This window comes from Cupriavidus sp. 8B (assembly GCF_054589115.1).
The window spans coordinates 1-16,719 of sequence record NZ_BAAILO010000661.1 but is presented as its reverse complement, the minus strand read 5'-3'; the positions used below and the strand labels follow the sequence as shown (position 1 = coordinate 16,719).

Annotated in this window: 19 protein-coding genes; 15 read left to right on the top strand and 4 right to left on the bottom strand. The window is 62.9% G+C overall.

What is annotated here, in order from left to right:
* Positions 1 to 204 precede the first annotated feature (204 nt).
* From ACYP5B_RS53350 to ACYP5B_RS53320, 7 genes are all read left to right on the top strand, one after another.
* A complete protein-coding gene (locus ACYP5B_RS53350) occupies positions 205 to 1,149 on the top strand; it encodes an alpha/beta fold hydrolase (RefSeq protein WP_459575599.1) in 945 nt (314 codons plus the stop codon).
* Between the two features lie 336 nt (positions 1,150 to 1,485).
* Positions 1,486 to 1,923, top strand: a complete 438-nt coding sequence (locus ACYP5B_RS53345; RefSeq protein ID WP_459575597.1) for a GNAT family N-acetyltransferase — start codon at positions 1,486 to 1,488, stop codon at positions 1,921 to 1,923.
* A complete protein-coding gene (locus ACYP5B_RS53340) occupies positions 1,920 to 2,543 on the top strand; it encodes an FMN-dependent NADH-azoreductase (RefSeq protein WP_400094352.1) in 624 nt (207 codons plus the stop codon). The genes ACYP5B_RS53345 and ACYP5B_RS53340 overlap by 4 nt, the downstream gene beginning before the upstream one ends.
* A gap of 176 nt (positions 2,544 to 2,719) precedes the next feature.
* Positions 2,720 to 3,472: an SDR family oxidoreductase gene (locus ACYP5B_RS53335; protein ID WP_459575596.1), complete on the top strand. Its 753-nt coding sequence runs from the start codon at positions 2,720 to 2,722 to the stop codon at positions 3,470 to 3,472.
* Between the two features lie 74 nt (positions 3,473 to 3,546).
* The gene (locus ACYP5B_RS53330) at positions 3,547 to 4,026 is read left to right on the top strand and encodes a carboxymuconolactone decarboxylase family protein (protein WP_459575594.1); all 480 of its coding nucleotides are present in this window, start codon (positions 3,547 to 3,549) and stop codon (positions 4,024 to 4,026) included.
* Between the two features lie 4 nt (positions 4,027 to 4,030).
* Complete coding sequence (locus tag ACYP5B_RS53325) at positions 4,031 to 4,441, top strand: cupin domain-containing protein (protein WP_459575593.1); 411 nt, start codon at positions 4,031 to 4,033, stop codon at positions 4,439 to 4,441.
* A 296-nt stretch (positions 4,442 to 4,737) separates the two neighbouring features.
* Positions 4,738 to 5,745 carry a bestrophin family protein gene (locus tag ACYP5B_RS53320; protein WP_459575591.1) on the top strand — a complete coding sequence of 336 codons (1,008 nt, stop codon included), beginning with the start codon at positions 4,738 to 4,740 and terminating at the stop codon, positions 5,743 to 5,745.
* Between the two features lie 51 nt (positions 5,746 to 5,796).
* Here the strand turns inward: ACYP5B_RS53320 and ACYP5B_RS53315 are convergent, their stop codons facing one another.
* Both ACYP5B_RS53315 and ACYP5B_RS53310 read right to left on the bottom strand, forming a co-directional pair.
* The gene (locus tag ACYP5B_RS53315; RefSeq protein WP_459575589.1) at positions 5,797 to 6,345 is read right to left on the bottom strand and encodes a LysR substrate-binding domain-containing protein; all 549 of its coding nucleotides are present in this window, start codon (positions 6,343 to 6,345) and stop codon (positions 5,797 to 5,799) included.
* Positions 6,326 to 6,403: a hypothetical protein gene (locus ACYP5B_RS53310; protein WP_459575619.1), complete on the bottom strand. Its 78-nt coding sequence runs from the start codon at positions 6,401 to 6,403 to the stop codon at positions 6,326 to 6,328. The genes ACYP5B_RS53315 and ACYP5B_RS53310 overlap by 20 nt, the downstream gene beginning before the upstream one ends.
* 747 nt (positions 6,404 to 7,150) lie before the next feature.
* Between ACYP5B_RS53310 and ACYP5B_RS53305 the strand changes: the two genes are divergently transcribed.
* Genes ACYP5B_RS53305 through ACYP5B_RS53270 form a run of 8 tightly spaced genes read left to right on the top strand, consistent with a single transcriptional unit; the run spans position 7,151 to position 13,627 of the window.
* Positions 7,151 to 7,504, top strand: a complete 354-nt coding sequence (locus ACYP5B_RS53305) for a Zn-ribbon domain-containing OB-fold protein (RefSeq protein WP_459575588.1) — start codon at positions 7,151 to 7,153, stop codon at positions 7,502 to 7,504.
* A gap of 19 nt (positions 7,505 to 7,523) precedes the next feature.
* The gene (locus ACYP5B_RS53300) at positions 7,524 to 8,669 is read left to right on the top strand and encodes a thiolase family protein (RefSeq protein ID WP_318236521.1); all 1,146 of its coding nucleotides are present in this window, start codon (positions 7,524 to 7,526) and stop codon (positions 8,667 to 8,669) included.
* 1 nt (position 8,670) lies between these two features.
* Positions 8,671 to 9,435: an SDR family NAD(P)-dependent oxidoreductase gene (locus tag ACYP5B_RS53295; protein WP_400094358.1), complete on the top strand. Its 765-nt coding sequence runs from the start codon at positions 8,671 to 8,673 to the stop codon at positions 9,433 to 9,435.
* Positions 9,436 to 9,446: 11 nt separating this feature from the next.
* The gene (locus ACYP5B_RS53290) at positions 9,447 to 10,250 is read left to right on the top strand and encodes an enoyl-CoA hydratase/isomerase family protein (protein WP_400094360.1); all 804 of its coding nucleotides are present in this window, start codon (positions 9,447 to 9,449) and stop codon (positions 10,248 to 10,250) included.
* Between the two features lie 26 nt (positions 10,251 to 10,276).
* A complete protein-coding gene (locus tag ACYP5B_RS53285; protein ID WP_459575585.1) occupies positions 10,277 to 11,284 on the top strand; it encodes a tripartite tricarboxylate transporter substrate binding protein in 1,008 nt (335 codons plus the stop codon).
* Entirely contained in the window at positions 11,281 to 11,703 is a 423-nt protein-coding gene (locus tag ACYP5B_RS53280) for a PaaI family thioesterase (RefSeq protein WP_318236517.1), read from the top strand. The genes ACYP5B_RS53285 and ACYP5B_RS53280 overlap by 4 nt, the downstream gene beginning before the upstream one ends.
* Before the next feature lie 2 nt (positions 11,704 to 11,705).
* On the top strand, positions 11,706 to 12,950 hold the full coding sequence (locus tag ACYP5B_RS53275; protein WP_459575582.1) for a CaiB/BaiF CoA transferase family protein: 1,245 nt from the start codon (positions 11,706 to 11,708) through the stop codon (positions 12,948 to 12,950).
* A complete protein-coding gene (locus ACYP5B_RS53270; protein ID WP_459575581.1) occupies positions 12,947 to 13,627 on the top strand; it encodes a nitroreductase in 681 nt (226 codons plus the stop codon). Before ACYP5B_RS53275 ends, ACYP5B_RS53270 begins: the two co-directional genes overlap by 4 nt.
* Before the next feature lie 23 nt (positions 13,628 to 13,650).
* Here ACYP5B_RS53270 and gcvA read toward each other — a convergent pair whose 3' ends face one another.
* Both gcvA and ACYP5B_RS53260 read right to left on the bottom strand, forming a co-directional pair.
* Positions 13,651 to 14,553 (bottom strand): transcriptional regulator GcvA, encoded by a 903-nt coding sequence (gene gcvA, locus ACYP5B_RS53265; RefSeq protein WP_459575617.1) that lies wholly within the window; start codon positions 14,551 to 14,553, stop codon positions 13,651 to 13,653.
* A 402-nt stretch (positions 14,554 to 14,955) separates the two neighbouring features.
* The coding region (locus tag ACYP5B_RS53260; protein WP_459575579.1) for an efflux RND transporter permease subunit at positions 14,956 to 16,719 on the bottom strand (1,764 nt) is incomplete at its 5' end.

Sequence of the window (16,719 nt, the reverse complement as noted above, 5' to 3'; positions counted from 1 at the left end):
TGGCCCAGTCGAAAACGATAAGCATGTGCCTGTTGACTGTGTCATCGCTCAACTACATTGAAGCCTGCACAAACCAGCACGCATCGGCACCATGACCAAGAACCCGACGCTCAGACATATTCAAGGCAACGCGCGCACGCGCCAATAAAGGAGTCTCACCATGTCTTCAGATCGAGCCTCGACCAAGGCCTATCGCGACGCAACTTGCTGTTGGGCAGCGCGGCCGCAGCCAGCGCGCTGGTGGCTTCCGGCTTGCCCGGACCTGCGGCGGCAGCACCGTCGGCAGAAAAGGCGAACACCGCAAAGGCAAGCGGCAAGGCTTCAGGCAGCTACATCACGGCAAAGGACGGTACCCAGCTCTACTTCAAGGACTGGGGCGCAGGTCGCCCAGTCGTGTTCAGTCATGGCTGGCCACTGAGCTCGGACAGTTGGGAATCCCAGATGATCCTCGTTGCTTCGGAAGGGTACCGTGCCGTTGCACATGACCGTCGTGGCCACGGCCGTTCAAGCCAGCCGTGGAATGGCAATGAGATGAACACCTATGCCGACGACCTGGCCACTGTGTTCGAAACCCTTGACCTGCGGGATGCCATCCTGGTGGGCTTCTCCACAGGTGGAGGCGAGGTGGCCCGGTATATCGGCCGGCATGGGACGCGACGCGTTTCAAAGGTGGTGCTGGTTTCAGCGGTGCCGCCTTTGATGGTGAAGACCGCCGCCAATCCGCGCGGACTGCCAATCGAAGTATTCGACGGCCTGCGTGCCGCACAACTTGCCAATCGGTCGCAATTCTACAAGGATGTGCCGGCGGGGCCGTTCTATGGCTTCAACCGTCCCGGTGCAAAGCCGTCGCAGGGGTTGATCGACGCATGGTGGGCGCAGGGCATGCAGGGTGGACACAAGAGTACGTACGACTCGATCAAGGCATTTTCTGAGACCGATTTCACCGAGGATCTCAGGAAGATCGATGTGCCGACCCTGATCATCCACGGCGACGACGATCAGATCGTGCCGATCGACGCCGCTGGACGCGCATCGGCAAAGCTCGTCAGGAACGCGAAGCTGGTCGTCTACCCCGGTGCGCCGCATGGGCTCACCGACACCCACAAAGACAGATTCAACGCCGACCTGTTGGCATTCATCCGTAGTTGAAACGACGCCGCATCTGCCGGGCCCCACGAAGGCGCCGGCAGACTGGCTCACCATAAGAGGTACTTCCTTGTGCAATCACCACGGCCCCTATGCAGATCCCGTTGATCCGGCTCTGCCGAAGTCCGGCACTACGCTGGACCTGCCACGCAGACCATGCTGCCGGTTGTCGTGTCGGCCACGCCCATCATTCGCCGCCTGGTCGATCGCGTGACAAGCCACTCTTAGGTCATACCGTCCTATGTCGATGGCCTAGTTGAAAGCGATAAACATGTGCCTGTTGACTGTGTCATCGCTCAACTACAGTGAAGCCTGCACAAACCAGCACGCATCGGCACCATGACCAAGAACCTGACTCTCAGACATGCGCAAACGGAGGCCGAGATCCGTGCCTGCTTCCCTGTCATGCGGCAACTGCGCCCCCAGCTGCAAATGCCGGAAGACTTTCTCGACACCGTCACGCTGCAAAGCGGACAAGGGTACCGGCTGCTCGCGCTCTGGGACGACGGCAAAGCTGTTGCGCTGGCCGGATATCGGCGTCTTGACAACCTGATCCACGGGCGCTTTCTGTACGTCGACGACCTGATCACCGATGCCGAACGCCGGGGACAGGGTCACGGCGAGCGTCTGCTGCAAGCGCTTTGCGAGCTTGGACGCACAGAAGGCTGCCAGCGACTTGTCTTGGATACCGCACTCGCGAATGCGCTGGCCCAGCGCTTCTATTTCCGTTCCGGCCTGCTCGCCAAGGGCCTCCACTTCTGCATGGAACTGCAATGAAGCCCCTCAACCTGCTGCTGCTCGATTGCAGCCCGCGCCGTGACTATTCCACGAGCCGGCACCTGACTGGGCAACTGCTGCCTGCATTGTCCGCGCATTTCGGGCGGGGGATTCATGTCATGCGGCGCAACCTTGGTACCGAGCCGCTGCCGGCCATCACCGCAGAGTACGCGGAGTCGCTGCTCCTGCCCGCCGCCGAGGCAAAGGAACGCCATGGCGCAGCGCTCGCCGGGTCGGATGCGTTGATTCGGGAGCTGGAACAGGCCGATCTGCTCTGGATTTCCACCCCGGTGCACAACTTCACGGTCCCGGCTGTGCTCAAGAACTGGATCGATCTCGTGGTTCGACGCGACGTGACATTCATCGCCACGCCCGAAGGAAAAGTTGGATTGCTGCGAGATCGCCCGACGTTCGTGGCGGTGACATCGGGCGGCGCCATGTTCCGCGATCCGCCCGTCCAGCCCGATTTCTTTCGGCCGTATCTGACCGCCGTGCTGGGCATCATCGGACTCAAGGACGTCAGGTTCACGCATGCCACCTGCCTGGCATTTGCGGAAGTGCCCCAATCCGTCATCGAAGCCCAGGCCATGCAATCGCTGCGCAGCGGCGCGCTGGTGTAACGCAGGCTGTCGCAAGCTCACATTTTTCGATTGAGGACAAGCAGGCAGGTGGCCCGCATCGGCATTGATGCAAAACAGGAAACACCGTGCGCTTCGCGTCGATCTGGCGCGGGGACTTGGCGTTACCTAACATGGCTTCGTGGATCGTTCCACCTTCCTCAGCACGGAGAAGCATCATGAAGATTGTCATCATTGGCGGGACCGGCCTGATCGGCTCGAAGACCGTTCCCATTCTGCGCCTGGCCGGCCACGAGGTCGTCGCCGCCTCGCCAAAGAGCGGTGTCAACAGCATCACTGGCGAGGGCCTCAAGGAGGCCGTGACCGGCGCCCAGGTGGTGATCGACCTCGCCAATTCCCCGTCGTTTGAAGACAAGGCAGTGCTGGAGTTCTTCGAGACCTCAGGCCGCAACCTTCACGCGGCGGAGGCCGCAGCGGGCGTCCGGCACCATGTCGCGCTTTCCATCGTCGGCACCGACCGGACGCCCGACAATGGCTATTTCCGCGCCAAGGTCGCGCAAGAGAAGCTGATCGAGGGCTCCGGCATCCCCTACACCATCATCCGCTCAACCCAGTTCATGGAATTCCTCGGCGGCATCGCCGATTCCAGTGCGAAAGGAAACATCGTCAGCGTTTCGCCCGGTCTGTTCCAGCCCATTGCGTCGGACGACGTTGCTGCCATCGTTGCCGATGTAGCGCTCGCGCCACCGCGAAATGGCATCGTCGAGATCGCCGGCCCGGAACGCGCCCCGTTCAACGAAATCGTCGCCCGTTATCTGAAGGCGGTTGGCGACCCGCGTGAAGTCGTGCGCGACCCCGAGGCCCGATACTTCGGCGGCCGGGTCGAGGAACATTCGCTGGTGCCGTTGGGCGAGGCGCGCCTCGGGCGCATCGGCTTAGAGGAATGGATGCGTCAATCGCAGCAACGATAGTCCGCAGGGCGCATGCCCACGTAAGCAGCACCGGTTTCGTCAGTACCACATTGAGCAGATCACCAGGAGCAAACATGACCCAACGTACGAATTACTTCCAGCAATCCCCGGAACTGTCCAAGAAGCTCATGGAGTTCAGCGCGCTGTTCCAGAACACCACGATCGAACAGCCCATTCGCGAGCTCGTCGAGATTCGCGCATCGCAGCTCAATGGCTGCGCGTTCTGCGTCGACATGCATATCAAGATGGCAAAGATCCACGGCGAGCGCGAACTGCGCCTGCATCACGTGGCGATCTGGCGCGAGTCGACGCTGTTCTCGCCGCGCGAACGCGCCGCGCTGGCATGGACCGAGGTGCTGACCAGGCTTCCCGCCGACGGCGTGCCCGACGACATCTATGAGCGCGTGCGCACCCAGTACAGCGAGAAGGAACTGTCGGACCTCACTTTCCTGGTGGGGGCGATCAATACCTGGAACCGCCTGAATGTGGCGTTCCGCATGGTGCCCGGTTCGTCCGACAAGGCATTCGGGCTCGACAAGGCCAACCTGGAGTGATGCCATGAAGACGGTCACTTCCGCTGCGGCAGCACTTGCACTTGTATTGCCGTGCCTGACGGTCGCACAGCCGGCCGCCGCCGCGCCGGAGGCAAGTGTCGCGCCCTTGCTCACGGAAGCGTTGCCCGAATACCCGGGGAAGGAGGCCACGATGATCATGGTGGAGTATCCGCCGGGCGCCGTCGATCCCGTGCATCGCCATGACGCACACGCCTTCGTCTATGTGCTCGAGGGCAGCATCGTCATGGGCGTCAGGGGCGGCAAGGAGGTGACGCTCAAGGCGGGCGAAACCTTCCACGAACGTCCCAACGATATCCACACCGTCGGACGCAACGCCAGCAATACACAGCCAGCAAAGTTCGTCGTGTTCCTGCTCAAGAAAAAGGGCGCGCCGATCCTGACGCCGGTGAAGTAGCCGCCGTCCATGCAGGCGCCGGCAATGCCGGTGCGCACCATCCGACCGGCAAGAGCGGCGCTACCGCATGCTCTTGCCGTGCCGCTGTTTTCCAGGGTGGCGTGAAGGGTTGTGGGACGGAAATTGATACTACGCCGGTTTCTTGGCAATATCACCATGACAAAATCAGGTCCTGGGCAGCGATCTGGTCAGTGGTGAGGGCGGTTGGCCGTATGGCCTGCCGGCAGTTCGGACCTCGGACCTCGGACCTCGGACCTCGGACCTGCGACCTGCCGCACCGCCGCGAGATGCGCACCATGCACCTGGGAAAATCGTACACAATATCCGAGTTCACGTTCTGGTCGAGACGGCAACTTTATGCCTCGCTAGCGTGCGGTTCGCTGCCCGTAGTCCTTTATCAGTTCTTCGGGCTGAAATGGCTGTCAGTCCCGGTTTCGGTTGTGGTGCTGCTGGGCACCGCCACGTCATTCATCGTGGGTTTCCGGAACGTGCAGACCTACAGCAGGGCCTTGGAGGCACAGCAGATCTGGACTGAGATCCTGAACGGCAGCCGGTGCCTGGGTGTGATGAGCCGGGACTTTCTGGCAGGGCAGGCGGCCGGGCGGGATCTGGTTCTCCGGCATTGCGCGTGGCTGACGGCGCTCCGCTATCAACTGAGAACCCCAAGGATCTGGGAAAGCGCGGGCAAGGCTTCCAACGTGGAGTACCGGAAGTACTACCGTGTTCCAGAGTGGGAGACTCCATTGGACGAGGCGCTTGCGCGGTATCTTCCACAGGCCGAACTCGACTCGCTTGCGCACGCCGAGAGCAAGACAAGCCGGTTGCTGGGAACGCAGTCAGCGACGATCAAGCGGCTCCTTGACGCTGGCGAGATCGGCAATGCCTTCTATCTGGAGTTGGTAGGATCGATCAGAGGCTTCTTCGCGCAGCAAGGACGGGCGGAGCGTATCAAGGACTATCCGTATCCCAGGCAATATGCGGTCATCAACAAGCTCTTTGTCCGTACTTTTTGTCTGCTACTGCCTTTTGGCATTCTTACGGAGTTCGAAAAGCTCAATGCCAGCGTTTCAGGCGTCATGCATGGCAACATGATCTGGCTGGTCATTCCATTTAGCACGATGATCTCCTGGATGTACCTCGCGCTGGAGCAAGTGGGCGAAAGCACGGAGAACCCGTTCGAAGGAAACGCCAATGATGTGCCCATGGCACAGATCTGCCGGAAGATCGAACACGAACTCATGGACATGCTTGGCGAGAAGTGCGATATCCCCGCGCCGACGGCCGTGCACGGTATTGTCCTCTGACCACTCAAGCTTACCGCTTTCCCACCTCCGACCATTTAGTCAGGCATCCTGTCATGTCTGCGGGGTGTGCGCAGCCGCAGCGGCGGCCGCGGAGTTCAATCCCTCAAAGCGCCTCATGGTACGGGCAATCTCTGGCTCGACCAGTGGGACGCTGACCAGGCCGCACGGCACCGCGTGGGCAGGCACGGCGCCTACGCCGATGCCCGCTTCGATCAGGCTCGCCAGCGCGGGTACATGGCGCACTTCGCAGGTCCAAGCCGGACGCACTGCGACGGCCGACAAACCTTGATCGATCAGCATTCGATTGCCGCTGCCCGGCGCGAGCGCCACGCATTCGTACTCGGCCAACTCTGTCCAGGTGACCTGACGCCTCTGCGCCAGAGGATGCTCCGGTCGGCACGCCAGGACGAAGCGCTCCTGGAGCAGGGGCTCGAACTCCAGATCCGGCTCCTGCGTTCCCAGGTAACTGACGCCAAAGTCCGCCTCCGAGCGCGCCACAGCCAGCAAGATCTCGGAGGCGGTCTCGTCCAGCGATCGAACGTGGATACGAGGGTATGCATGGTGGAACTTCCTGACGCCATCAGAATGCGGTCTTGCCACCGTTCACGCCCAAGACTTGTCCCGAAACAAGCGCCGCGCCATCCGATGCGAGAAACAGAATCGCTCCGACAATATCGTCTGGCTGGAGCTGAATAGAATTGCGTACTTGCTACCTCGGCTTGTCCTGGCAGTTCCAGGTTGGCGGGCCAGGCCCCACGCCAGCCGCGGACTGTTCGCCGTCACCTTGCCGTACACAGTGCGCACCACCGTCGAGCGACTGTCCTTGTGGCTCAATGCCGCGCCGCAGCACCGACAATGGGTCTGGCCCGAGAGCCACCCCTCCACTTGCTTCGAAACCAGCTCGGCCTGCACCTTGGCCAACAGCGACCGCCCTTCCACGAGAGTCAGGCCTAGGTCCGCAAAGCTACAGTCGCGGCACTCAATCACGGCCAAAACTCCGTCAACGTCATGGCGAATGTGGCTGACCTCGCCGGCCAACCTGGCTTCGATGATCAACCGCTGGTTTGCTCCAACCGTTGCGATACCGATCGGCGTAGCCCACGCGGAGCCGGCGCGGCGCCCAGATGCTCGAGCGGCCCTCCCTGAGAGCCTCCCCAACATTTGCACACTCTCCTTCACGCCAGCCAGAGGGCATTCTGGGGCAGCCACCCGTCCGGCGCCCAATATCTGGTCGCCCTTGATCGCCAGCTCGCGGACGCTTATTCGAGGACCTGGCATTTCGCTTGAGAATTTCTCAAGTGTCAGCGCCGAAAATCTCGTTTGTAGAAAACGAGTCGGGCGGCCACCATTCGGGCACAAGCTTCTTCAACGGCCGTTCCCATCCATCACGACAAAGGAGACTCCCGTGTCCGCTCAACCCTACCCACTATGGAGTCCGGGGACCCCGCCCGCGCTGCTCGCTTCCCGTGACCGCGAAACCGATGAATGGGTTTTCCCCGCCGTATCCGATGCCTCGCCGTTGGCCCCGCGCCATCAGACCGTTCCGGTGGCAGGGATGGGCGCGGTTTACAGCTTCACTGTGATTCACCCTAGCCCCAAGAGCGGCCAGTCGCCGTACGCGCTGGGCTACGTGGACTTTCCCGGGCCGGTTCGCATCTTCGGGCGGCTGCAGGGCAAGGAGCGGCCCGCGATCGGGGATCTCTATGCGCCGCAGCCGGATGCGGATTTCGGCTACGTCTTCGTAGCCGTCACAGCCTGACCAGACTGAGGTAAAGAATATGCAGGATATCTACATCACCGGAGGCGCGATGACCGCTTTCGGCCGTCATCCGGGTGTACTCGCTCCGGAACTGGCGCAACGAGCCATTATGCAGGCATTGGATGATGCAGGCTTATCCCCTGGCGACATCCAGGCCGTCTACTGCGCGAACGTGCTTGGCGGCATGATACTGGGCCAGCTGATCGTCCGCGACCTGGGGTTCAAGGGCATCCCGGTCTACAACGTCGAAAACGCCTGCGCCAGCGGCGCCACCGGCGTGCACCTGGCGCGGCATGCCTTGCTGGCGCAGCAGTACGACACCGTGCTGGTCTTCGGTATCGAGCAGCTGACGGCGCTTGGCGGCGGCACCATCCCCATGCAACGCAACGACCACATGACGGAGCTTTACGCCAAGGCCGGCATGGTGCTGCCGGCGGTGTACGCCATGCGTGGCACACGCTTCCTGCACGAACGCGATGCCAGCCCGGCCGACCTCGCCGCGGTGGCCGTGAAGAACCGCCATAACGGCTCGCTCAACGAATTCGCCCAGCAGCGCACGCCGACCACGGTGGAGGAGGTACTGGCATCGCGCATGATCGCCGACCCGCTGACGCTGCTGCAATGCTGTCCGTCGCAGGTCGATGGCGCGGCGGCTGTCGTGGTCAGCACGCGTCGCCCGTCGCAGGCGCGGCCCGTGAAGGTGTTGGCATCGAGTGTCGTGTCCGGCATCCGGGAGGAGGCCGGAGACGACATCCTCGATGCGGAGATCACGGCCCGTGCCGCCCGGCAGGCCTATGAGCAGGCGGGGCTGGGGCCGCAGGACGTGGACGTGGTCGAGTTGCACGACGCCTTCACGATTGCCGAACTGCTCTACTACGAGGCCCTGGGCCTGGCACCGCGAGGCGATGCCGTGGCGCTGATGAAATCCGGCGCGACCCAGCTGGGCGGCCGCGTCCCGGTCAACCCGAGTGGCGGGCTGCTGGCCAAGGGGCATCCGCTCGGCGCAACGGGGGTGGCCCAGATGGTGGAAGTCATGTGGCATCTGCAAGGGCGGGCAGGGGCGCGGCAGGTCGCCGGTGCCAACGTCGGCCTGACCCAATGCACCGGTGGCGGCATTGCAGGGGTCGACCACGCCGCCTCGTCCGTTCATCTATTGGGAGTTTGATATGAACGCGCAGAGATTCGATCCCAGTCATGTTGCCGTGGTCACGGGCGCGGCGCGCGGCATCGGGCTTGGCATTGCCACGCAACTGGCCCGCCAGGGACTCACGGTGGCACTGCTTGACCGCGATGGCGCCGCACTCGACGAGGCCGTTGCTGGACTCGCAAGCGAGGGCTGCAATGCCATCGGGGCCACGGCCGACTTGACCGACTCGGCCGCCGTCAACGCGGCATTCGGCAACATCGTGTCGCGCGCCGGCCGCATCGACTACCTGGTGAACAATGCCGGCGCCGTGCGGGACATGCGCTTCCTCAAGATGAGCGACGAGGATTGGGACCTGGTCATCGACACCAACCTGCGCTCCCAGTTCCTGTGCTGCCGTGCGGCGCTCCCGGGCATGATCGAGCGCGGCTACGGGCGGGTAGTGAATATCTCGTCGCGGGCCTGGCTCGGTGGCTTCGGGCAGGCCAACTACTCGGCGGCCAAGGGTGGGGTGGTCAGCCTCACGCGTTCGCTGGCCATCGAGTTCGCCGCCACGGGCGTCACGGTCAATACGGTTGCGCCCGGTATCGTCGACACGCCGCTGTTCCGCAACTTCGCGCCCGATGTGCAGGCCAGGCTGCAGAAGTCCGTCCCGGTGCAGCGCATCGGCACAGCGGAAGACATCGCCAATGCCGTGGCGTTCTTTCTCGATCCGCTGTCCTCGTATGTCACCGGCCAGACGCTGTACGTATGCGGGGGACGCAGCCTGTCGTCCCCTAGCGTGTGAGGGGGAATGCCATGACTGTGCATCTTGACATCGACGGACCTGTCGCCGTCATCACCATCGACCGGCCGCAGGCGCTGAACGCCCTGGACGTCGCCTCCCTGCGCGAGCTGCGCGCCCACCTCACCGAAGTCCGCGATCGCGACGACCTGCGTGCGGCGATTCTCACGGGCGCCGGGTCGCGCGCGTTTTGCGCCGGTGCCGACCTGAAGGGCACGCAGACCTCGCCGGCCACCTATCCTGAAGCGCTTTTTCATGTGCCGGAGCGTGCAGCCGATCTGGGCCTCTACACCCGGCTGATGGATCTTATGGATCTTTGCATCTGGAAGCCCCTGATCGCAGCGGTCAACGGTCATTGCCTGGGTGCGGGCCTCGAAATCGCGTTGCAGTGCGATCTGCGCTTGGCATCCAGCAACGCCACCTTCGGCTTGCCAGAGGCGACGGTCGGATCGATTCCCGCAGTGTCGGGCTTGCATCGCCTGCTCAAGGCGGTGCCGTCGGCCTACGCCATGCAGATGGTACTCACCGGAGAGCGGATTAATGCCAGCGACGCCCAGCGCATCGGCCTCGTCACGGAAGCGGTCGATGGCAGTGCCTTGCTCGACCGCGCGCTGTCGATCGCTGCAAAAGTGGCAGCCAATGCGCCACTGGCCGTGCAGGCCATCAAGAAGCTCTCGCGTCAAACCAGCCATCTCGGCGAAGCGGATGCCCAGCAACTGACTGAACTCTATTGGGGCGTCCTGCGCGACACGGAAGACCGGCTGGAGGGCCGCAAGGCCTTTGCTGAAAAGCGGTCGCCGCACTACTCAGGCCGCTGAAAGCAACGTATCAAAACGCGAATCAAATGGAGACATTCATGGCACTCACATTCCGAGCCGCGCGAGCGGGCCTCGCCGGCGCTTTTGCGGCGATGGCCCTTGGCGTTGCGGCACCGGCCGGCGCGCAACCGCCGTTTCCCACGCAGAAGCCGATCACACTGGTCGTCCCGTTTGCGCCAGGCGGCGGCAACGACATCTTGGCGCGATTGATCGCGCCAGGAATGAGTCAGCGCCTGGGACAGACAATCGTCGTCGAGAACAAGCCCGGGGCGGGCGGCAACCTGGGCGCCGACTTTGTCGCCCACGCGCCCGCGGACGGCTACACGCTTGTCATCGCATCGAGCCAGGTGACCATGAATCCCTTCCTGGGCATGAAGGTCCCGTTCCGGATCGAGCGCGACTTCGAACCTGTCGGCCTCGTTGCATCGGTGCCCATCATGCTGGTGGCGAACAATGATCAGCCCTTCAAGACGCTAAAGGAGTTCATCCAATACAGCCGGGCGAATCCGGGAAAACTGAGCTACAGCAGCCCTGGTACCGGAACGCCACAACATCTGGCGGGCGAGGTGTTTGCCAAGCTGAACAAGACCGAATTGCTCCATGTGCCCTATCGCGGCACGGGCCCTTCGATCACCGACCTGATGGGCGGACAGGTTCAGATCGCATTCGCCACCTTTGCGTCCGCGAACCAGTACGTCCAGGCCGGAAAGCTGCGGGCGCTGGGAATTGCCGGGAAAAAGCGCTCGGCGCTGATGCCCAATCTGCCGACATTCGTGGAAGCCGGCCTGACGGGCTATGAAGCAGACCTGTGGTACAGCCTGCTAGCGCCGGCGAAGACGCCGCGGGCGATCGTCGACAAGTTGAATGCTGCCCTGGTGGCGGCGTTGAAGTCCCCGGACGTGGTTGAACAACTCGCCAAGCAAGGGTTCGAAGCCAAGGGGTCGACGCCGGACGAACTCAAGGCATTTATCGGCAAGGAGCTGGCACGCTGGGAACGGATTATCAAGGATAACGGCATCAAGGTGTCGCTATGAACAGCACGCCCGCCGTTGTCCTTGCCGAGGCGGACAACCCGCTGCTGGCATACCTCGGCATCCGTCTGGGCGCCCTTGAAGCCGGTCGGTGCACTTTCGAACTCGATGTCGAAGCCAGGCATTTGAATCGGCAAGGCAGCCTGCAAGGCGGCGTGACCGCGACGCTGCTCGATGCGGCCTGCGGCTACGCCGGCCTCCAGGCCGTGGCGGATGGCCGACCTGGCAACGCGGTGACCCTGATGCTCGCCATCAGCTACATCAGCAAAGTCAACGCAGGCCGCCTTCGCGCGATCGCATCGGTCACGAAGGCGGGACGGAGCGTGTATTTCTCCTCGGGGACGCTTTTGACCGAGTCCGGCGTGGTGGTGGCAACGGCGCAGGGCACGTTCAAACGATCCCTGCCAACTTCGGAGGCATAGATATGTTGCGCAATGCTTTGGATGGGTTGACTGTTGTCGACTTCACGCAGATTGGCGCGGGGCCGACGTGCACCATGCTCTTGGCCGACATGGGTGCGCGCGTCCTCAAAGTGGAATCCCCCACGGGGGAACTGGGGCGAGGGTTGGGGCCCGCATGGATCGGCGAGGACAGTGCGCTGTTTCACGGCTTCAACCGTAATAAGCTCGGCTTGTCACTAAATCTCAAGGCGCCGGAAGGCGTCGCGGTCGCCAGGCGTCTGCTGTCAGAGGCCGATATCGTGGTGCAAAGCATGCGCCCGGGTGTGATGGAGCGGCTTGGCCTTGGCTACGCGCAGCTTGCAGCGGACCATCCGTCGCTAATCTACTGCTCCATATCCGCCTACGGCCAAACCGGTCCCTATGCCGACCGCGCCGGCGTCGACGGCATCGTGCAAGCCGACTCGGGGCTGATGAGCCTGATCGGGGTGCCGGGTGGCGAACCTTGCAAGGTCCAGGCACCCGTGGTCGATGTCATGACGGGTCATGTGGCTTGCGTCGGCGTCCTGGCCAAGCTGGCGCAGCGGGCGCGCGACGGGCAGGGCGGGCATCTCGACGTCAACCTGTTGAACTCCGCACTGGCGTTGCAGCAATCGTCGATCACCAGCTACTTCGCGGACGGGGAACTGCCTGTGCGAGCAGGGAGCGCGGCACCTTACTCCGCGCCAAACCAGGCCTTCGAGACAGCCGACGGCTGGATCATGGTGGCCGCCTATACGCCGGATCGCTGGCAACGGCTTTGTGAAAGGCTCGGCCTGCCGCGCCTCGCCGATGACCCCCGCTTCACCACATCTCCGCTGCGCGTGGCCAACCGGCCCCAGATGGTCGAGGCATTGACGGGCGCCTTCAAGACGCGCTCGACCGATGAGTGGCTGCCGATACTCAAGGATGCCGACATCCTGTGCGCGCGTGTTGCGACCTATGAAGATGTGATGCAGCACCCGCAGGTCGCCGCCAATCGCATGATCAGCCAGGTCCATCACGCGATGCTGGGGGCCATACCTATGCCGGGCTTCCCAATCAATAGCGCGGAAGAAAACTCGCAGCCCTCGCGGCCTGCGCCGTCCTGTGGGCAGGACACGCGCGAGGTGCTGCTCGGCATGGGGTACACCGGTCACGACATCGCGGCCCTGCTCGACCTGGGCGCCATCCACTGCGGCGATGCGATCCCATCGCCCGCGGGTCATCGGCTCCAGCCGGTCGCGCCATGAACTCCCCCGACGTGATTGCTGCCCTTCACGCGAGGCGGAGCGTGCGGGGCTTCCTTGGGACGTCGGTTTCCAGGCAGACCGTCGAAGCCATCCTGGCCGATGCGGCACGAAGCCCCAGCGCGTCAAATACGCAGCCCTGGCGGGTGTACGCCTGCGGCGGCGATGTGCGCAACCGGCTTAGCGCTGAACTCGTCGCCTTGCACCGCGCCGGCGGTAATGATCACCGAGAGGAGTATGTCTACTACCCCCCGCTGTGGCGAGATCCGTACCTGGCACGGCGCAGGAAGGTGGGCAAGGCGCTGTATGGCCTGCTCGGCATCGGCAAGGGCGATGCTACAGGCATGGCGCGCCAGTATGCACGCAACTACGATTTCTTCGGCGCGCCGGTAGGCCTGTTCTTCACCATCGAACGGGACCAGGGGCAAGCCGCGTGGCTTGACCTTGGCATGTTCCTGTATGGCGTCATGATGGCTTCAATCGGTCACGGCCTGGCGACCTGTCCGCAACAGGCATTCGCCCGCTATCACAGGCTGATCCGCGCGCGGCTGGATATCCCGGAAAGCGAAGTGGTCGTGTGCGGGATGTCGCTCGGGCATCCCGATCCCGGTGAACCCGCCAATCGCTTGACTACCGAGCGCGAGCCGGTAGGCGAGTTTGCCCGCTTCCTGGGTCTGTAGGCAGTGTGTTGGCCAAGGCTATGTCATGTGGGCTCCGAGGCCGGAAACTGTTCTAGTATCCACTTGCGGAAGGTCGCCATGCTGGCGCTCTCCTTGCGGTCCGCTGGCGTGAGCAGGTAGTACGTGAAGTCACCCATGTCGACCGTTTGTCGGAACGGCGCCACCAGCACGCCCGATTGCAGATCGGCAGCGACCAGAAAGTGCTGTGCAATGGCGAAGCCCTGGCCCTCGGCTGCCGCGGCGTAGGCCATGGCGGAGCTCTGGTAGGTCATCCCGCTGCGCGAATCGACCTGGGCGTCGACACCAGCCGCCTCAAGCCAGTAGCGCCAGTCGTCGGGCCGCGCGATCGAATGCAGCAGGGTCTGGTGCCGCAGGTCCGATGGCTTCTTCACCTTGTTGCGCGCCAACATCAGGCCGGGACTGCAGACAGGGACCAGCACATTGGACACCAGGCGATGAGCGTTCACACCGCTCCACTTGCCATCGCCGAGCCGGATCGCCCCGTCGATATCCTCCTTGCGAAAGTCGACCGGGTCGAGCGACGCGGTGAGCAGGACCTCGATCCCGGGATTCGCCGCATGGAAACTGGAGAGCCGAGGAATCAGCCAGCGCATGGCGAACGTGGTGTAGGCGCGGACCTTGAGTTGCTTGCGTTTGGCGCGCCTGGTGAGGCGAAGTGTGGCCTCGCGGAGCCCGTCCATTGAGCGGGTCACAGCCCGGTAGTAATCATCGCCAGCACGCGTGAGCGAAATCTGCCGGTGTCCGCGATGCAGCAGCTGAACGCCCAGCCCTTCCTCGAGCGAGCGGATCTGCCGGCTGACCGCACCTGGCGTGACGTGCAGCTCGTCCGCCGCAACCGTGATGCTGAGGTGCCTGGCCGCCGCTTCGAAAGCGCGCAGCGCGTTGAGAGGGGGAAGTGGATCCATGCGCCCGAGTTTGACACACGGTTGAGATTTCCTCAATCGTAGGGAACGATCAAATCGGAGCGACGGCATGGGCCAAGTGGGCTCCGCCGATGAGCGACCAGTCCGGCCTTTGCCTACCGAAAGTCCCAGTGGGGGTCGACGAGCGCTCATCCAAGCCGAGGTTGGCGATCGTTCATTAACAGGACGATGCCGTAGCCGACCAGCGGCAGAGTAACGAGCAGGCCCACGGACGGTGGGAGTTGGGGCAGGTCGTGAAGTTTCTGTCAGACCCGCCTCCGCATGTGTGATTCGGCACGGAGTCGTTAGCCCGCTCTGGCATCGCCTTCTCATTATGGATCATGGGCGTAGGCCCGCTGGAGGCGGCGCCAAGGAGTGCTTTCGACGACGAGCTTGGCAGAAGGATCATGGCGTGCCCGCAGGTCCGGTTTGCCCGGAGGCAAGATGCTGGGCTTGCGTACCTCGGGAGCTGAGCGTCGCCAGCTTCCGGAAGATCACGTAGAAGACAGGCGTCAGTATCAATCCGAAGACGGTCACTCCAATCATTCCAGCGAACACCGCTACGCCCATCGCCCGGCGCATCTCTGCGCCTGCGCCGTGCGAGGTGACCAGTGGCAGAACGCCCATCACGAATGCGAAGGACGTCATTAGTATCGGGCGCAGCCGCAGTCGGCTGGCTTCGATTGCCGCCTCCACGATGGTGCGACCCTCACGCTCCAGTTCCCAGGCAAACTCGACGATCAGGATTGCGTTCTTCGCCGACAGCCCAACCAACACGATGCAGCCAATCTGGGTGAAGATGTTGTTGTCGCCTTTCGTGAGCCACACGCCCGTCATCGCGGCCAGGAGGCTCGTCGGCACGATCAGGATGACCGCCAAGGGCAACGTCAGGCTTTCATATTGTGCCGCGAGGACCAGGAAGACCAGAAGGACACATAGCGGAAATATCCAAAGCCCGGTGTTGCCGGCCAGAATGTCCTGATAGGTCAGTTCGGTCCATTCAAACTTCATGCCCTTGGGCAATGTTTCCAATGCGACCTGTTCGGCGGCGTCGCGCGCCTGCCCGGACGAGTAGCCCGGCGCCGCACCACCATTCATATCTGCAGCGGTGAAGCCGTTATACCGGACTACGCTATCCGGACCGAATCCTTGTTGCACACGAACAAGGGAAGATAGCGGCACCATCTCGCCGGAGAGACTGCGTGTCTTGAGTTGCTGAATATCCTCGGCGCGAGTGCGGTAGCTGGCATCAGCTTGGACCCTTACCTTATACGTTCGACCAAATTGGTTGAAGTCATTCACGTAGGCTGAGCCGAGATAAGTCTGCAGAGTATCGAAGACGTCGGTAACCGCTACACCGACCTGCTTCGCCTTGACACGATCAAGGCTAACGTCGAGTTGAGGGACATTGACCTGGTAGTTACTGAAGAGGCCTGCGAGCTCGGGCCGGGTCCGCGCCGCAGCAGTGAACGCCGCCGTGGCGTTGAACAGAGCCTCGTAACCGAGCGCGGCTCGGTCCTCGATCATCATCTTGAAGCCCCCGATCGTACCGAGTCTCACCGGGGGAGGGGGCACTACGCCGATGAGCGCATCGCGGACCTCGCCATAGCGCCGGGTTAGTTCTCGTCCGATCGCGAAGCTGGTCTGGTCATCGCGGCTGCGCTCGCTAAAAGGTTTTAGCGTGACGAATAGCACCCCCGAGTTCGGGCTGTTGGTCAGCCCATTGATGGAGAGGCCGGGGAACGCCACCGCCGCCTCGACATCGGGATGCTTCAGCGCAATCGCGGACATGCGCCGGATGACGTCCTCGGTGCGGTCCAACGTGGCGCCTGCCGGCAGGCGAGTGAAGGCCACAAGATGCTGTTTGTCCTGAGCGGTTACGAAGCCCTTGGGGACGAGCTGAAACATTGCCCAGGTCAATCCGAGCATGAGCACGTAAACACCGAATGCGGTGGTCTTGCGGGCGACCACTCCCTTGACGCCACGTGCGTAGCGATCGGAGCTGCGTGCGAAGAATCGGTTAAAGCGGCGGAAGAAGCCGCCCAGAACGCGGTCCATCCCGCGCGACAACCGGTCCTTCGGGACATCATGGCCGCGCAACAGGAGTGCGGAAAGCGCCGGCGAGAGCGTTAGCGAGTTGACCGCCGAGATGACTGTTGAAATCGAGAT

Bases quoted from the DNA above. Each gene is read 5' to 3' on its own strand.
- ACYP5B_RS53275 (WP_459575582.1), top strand. From the start codon at position 11,706: ATGTTGCGCAATGCTTTGGATGGGTTGACTGTTGTCGACTTCACGCAG.
- ACYP5B_RS53325 (WP_459575593.1), top strand. From the start codon at position 4,031: ATGAAGACGGTCACTTCCGCTGCGGCAGCACTTGCACTTGTATTGCCG.
- ACYP5B_RS53335 (WP_459575596.1), top strand. From the start codon at position 2,720: ATGAAGATTGTCATCATTGGCGGGACCGGCCTGATCGGCTCGAAGACC.
- ACYP5B_RS53330 (WP_459575594.1), top strand. From the start codon at position 3,547: ATGACCCAACGTACGAATTACTTCCAGCAATCCCCGGAACTGTCCAAG.
- ACYP5B_RS53340 (WP_400094352.1), top strand. From the start codon at position 1,920: ATGAAGCCCCTCAACCTGCTGCTGCTCGATTGCAGCCCGCGCCGTGAC.
- ACYP5B_RS53345 (WP_459575597.1), top strand. From the start codon at position 1,486: ATGACCAAGAACCTGACTCTCAGACATGCGCAAACGGAGGCCGAGATC.
- ACYP5B_RS53285 (WP_459575585.1), top strand. From the start codon at position 10,277: ATGGAGACATTCATGGCACTCACATTCCGAGCCGCGCGAGCGGGCCTC.
- ACYP5B_RS53270 (WP_459575581.1), top strand. From the start codon at position 12,947: ATGAACTCCCCCGACGTGATTGCTGCCCTTCACGCGAGGCGGAGCGTG.
- ACYP5B_RS53280 (WP_318236517.1), top strand. From the start codon at position 11,281: ATGAACAGCACGCCCGCCGTTGTCCTTGCCGAGGCGGACAACCCGCTG.
- ACYP5B_RS53300 (WP_318236521.1), top strand. From the start codon at position 7,524: ATGCAGGATATCTACATCACCGGAGGCGCGATGACCGCTTTCGGCCGT.
- ACYP5B_RS53320 (WP_459575591.1), top strand. From the start codon at position 4,738: ATGCACCTGGGAAAATCGTACACAATATCCGAGTTCACGTTCTGGTCG.
- gcvA (WP_459575617.1), bottom strand. From the start codon at position 14,553: ATGGATCCACTTCCCCCTCTCAACGCGCTGCGCGCTTTCGAAGCGGCG.
- ACYP5B_RS53290 (WP_400094360.1), top strand. From the start codon at position 9,447: ATGACTGTGCATCTTGACATCGACGGACCTGTCGCCGTCATCACCATC.
- ACYP5B_RS53295 (WP_400094358.1), top strand. From the start codon at position 8,671: ATGAACGCGCAGAGATTCGATCCCAGTCATGTTGCCGTGGTCACGGGC.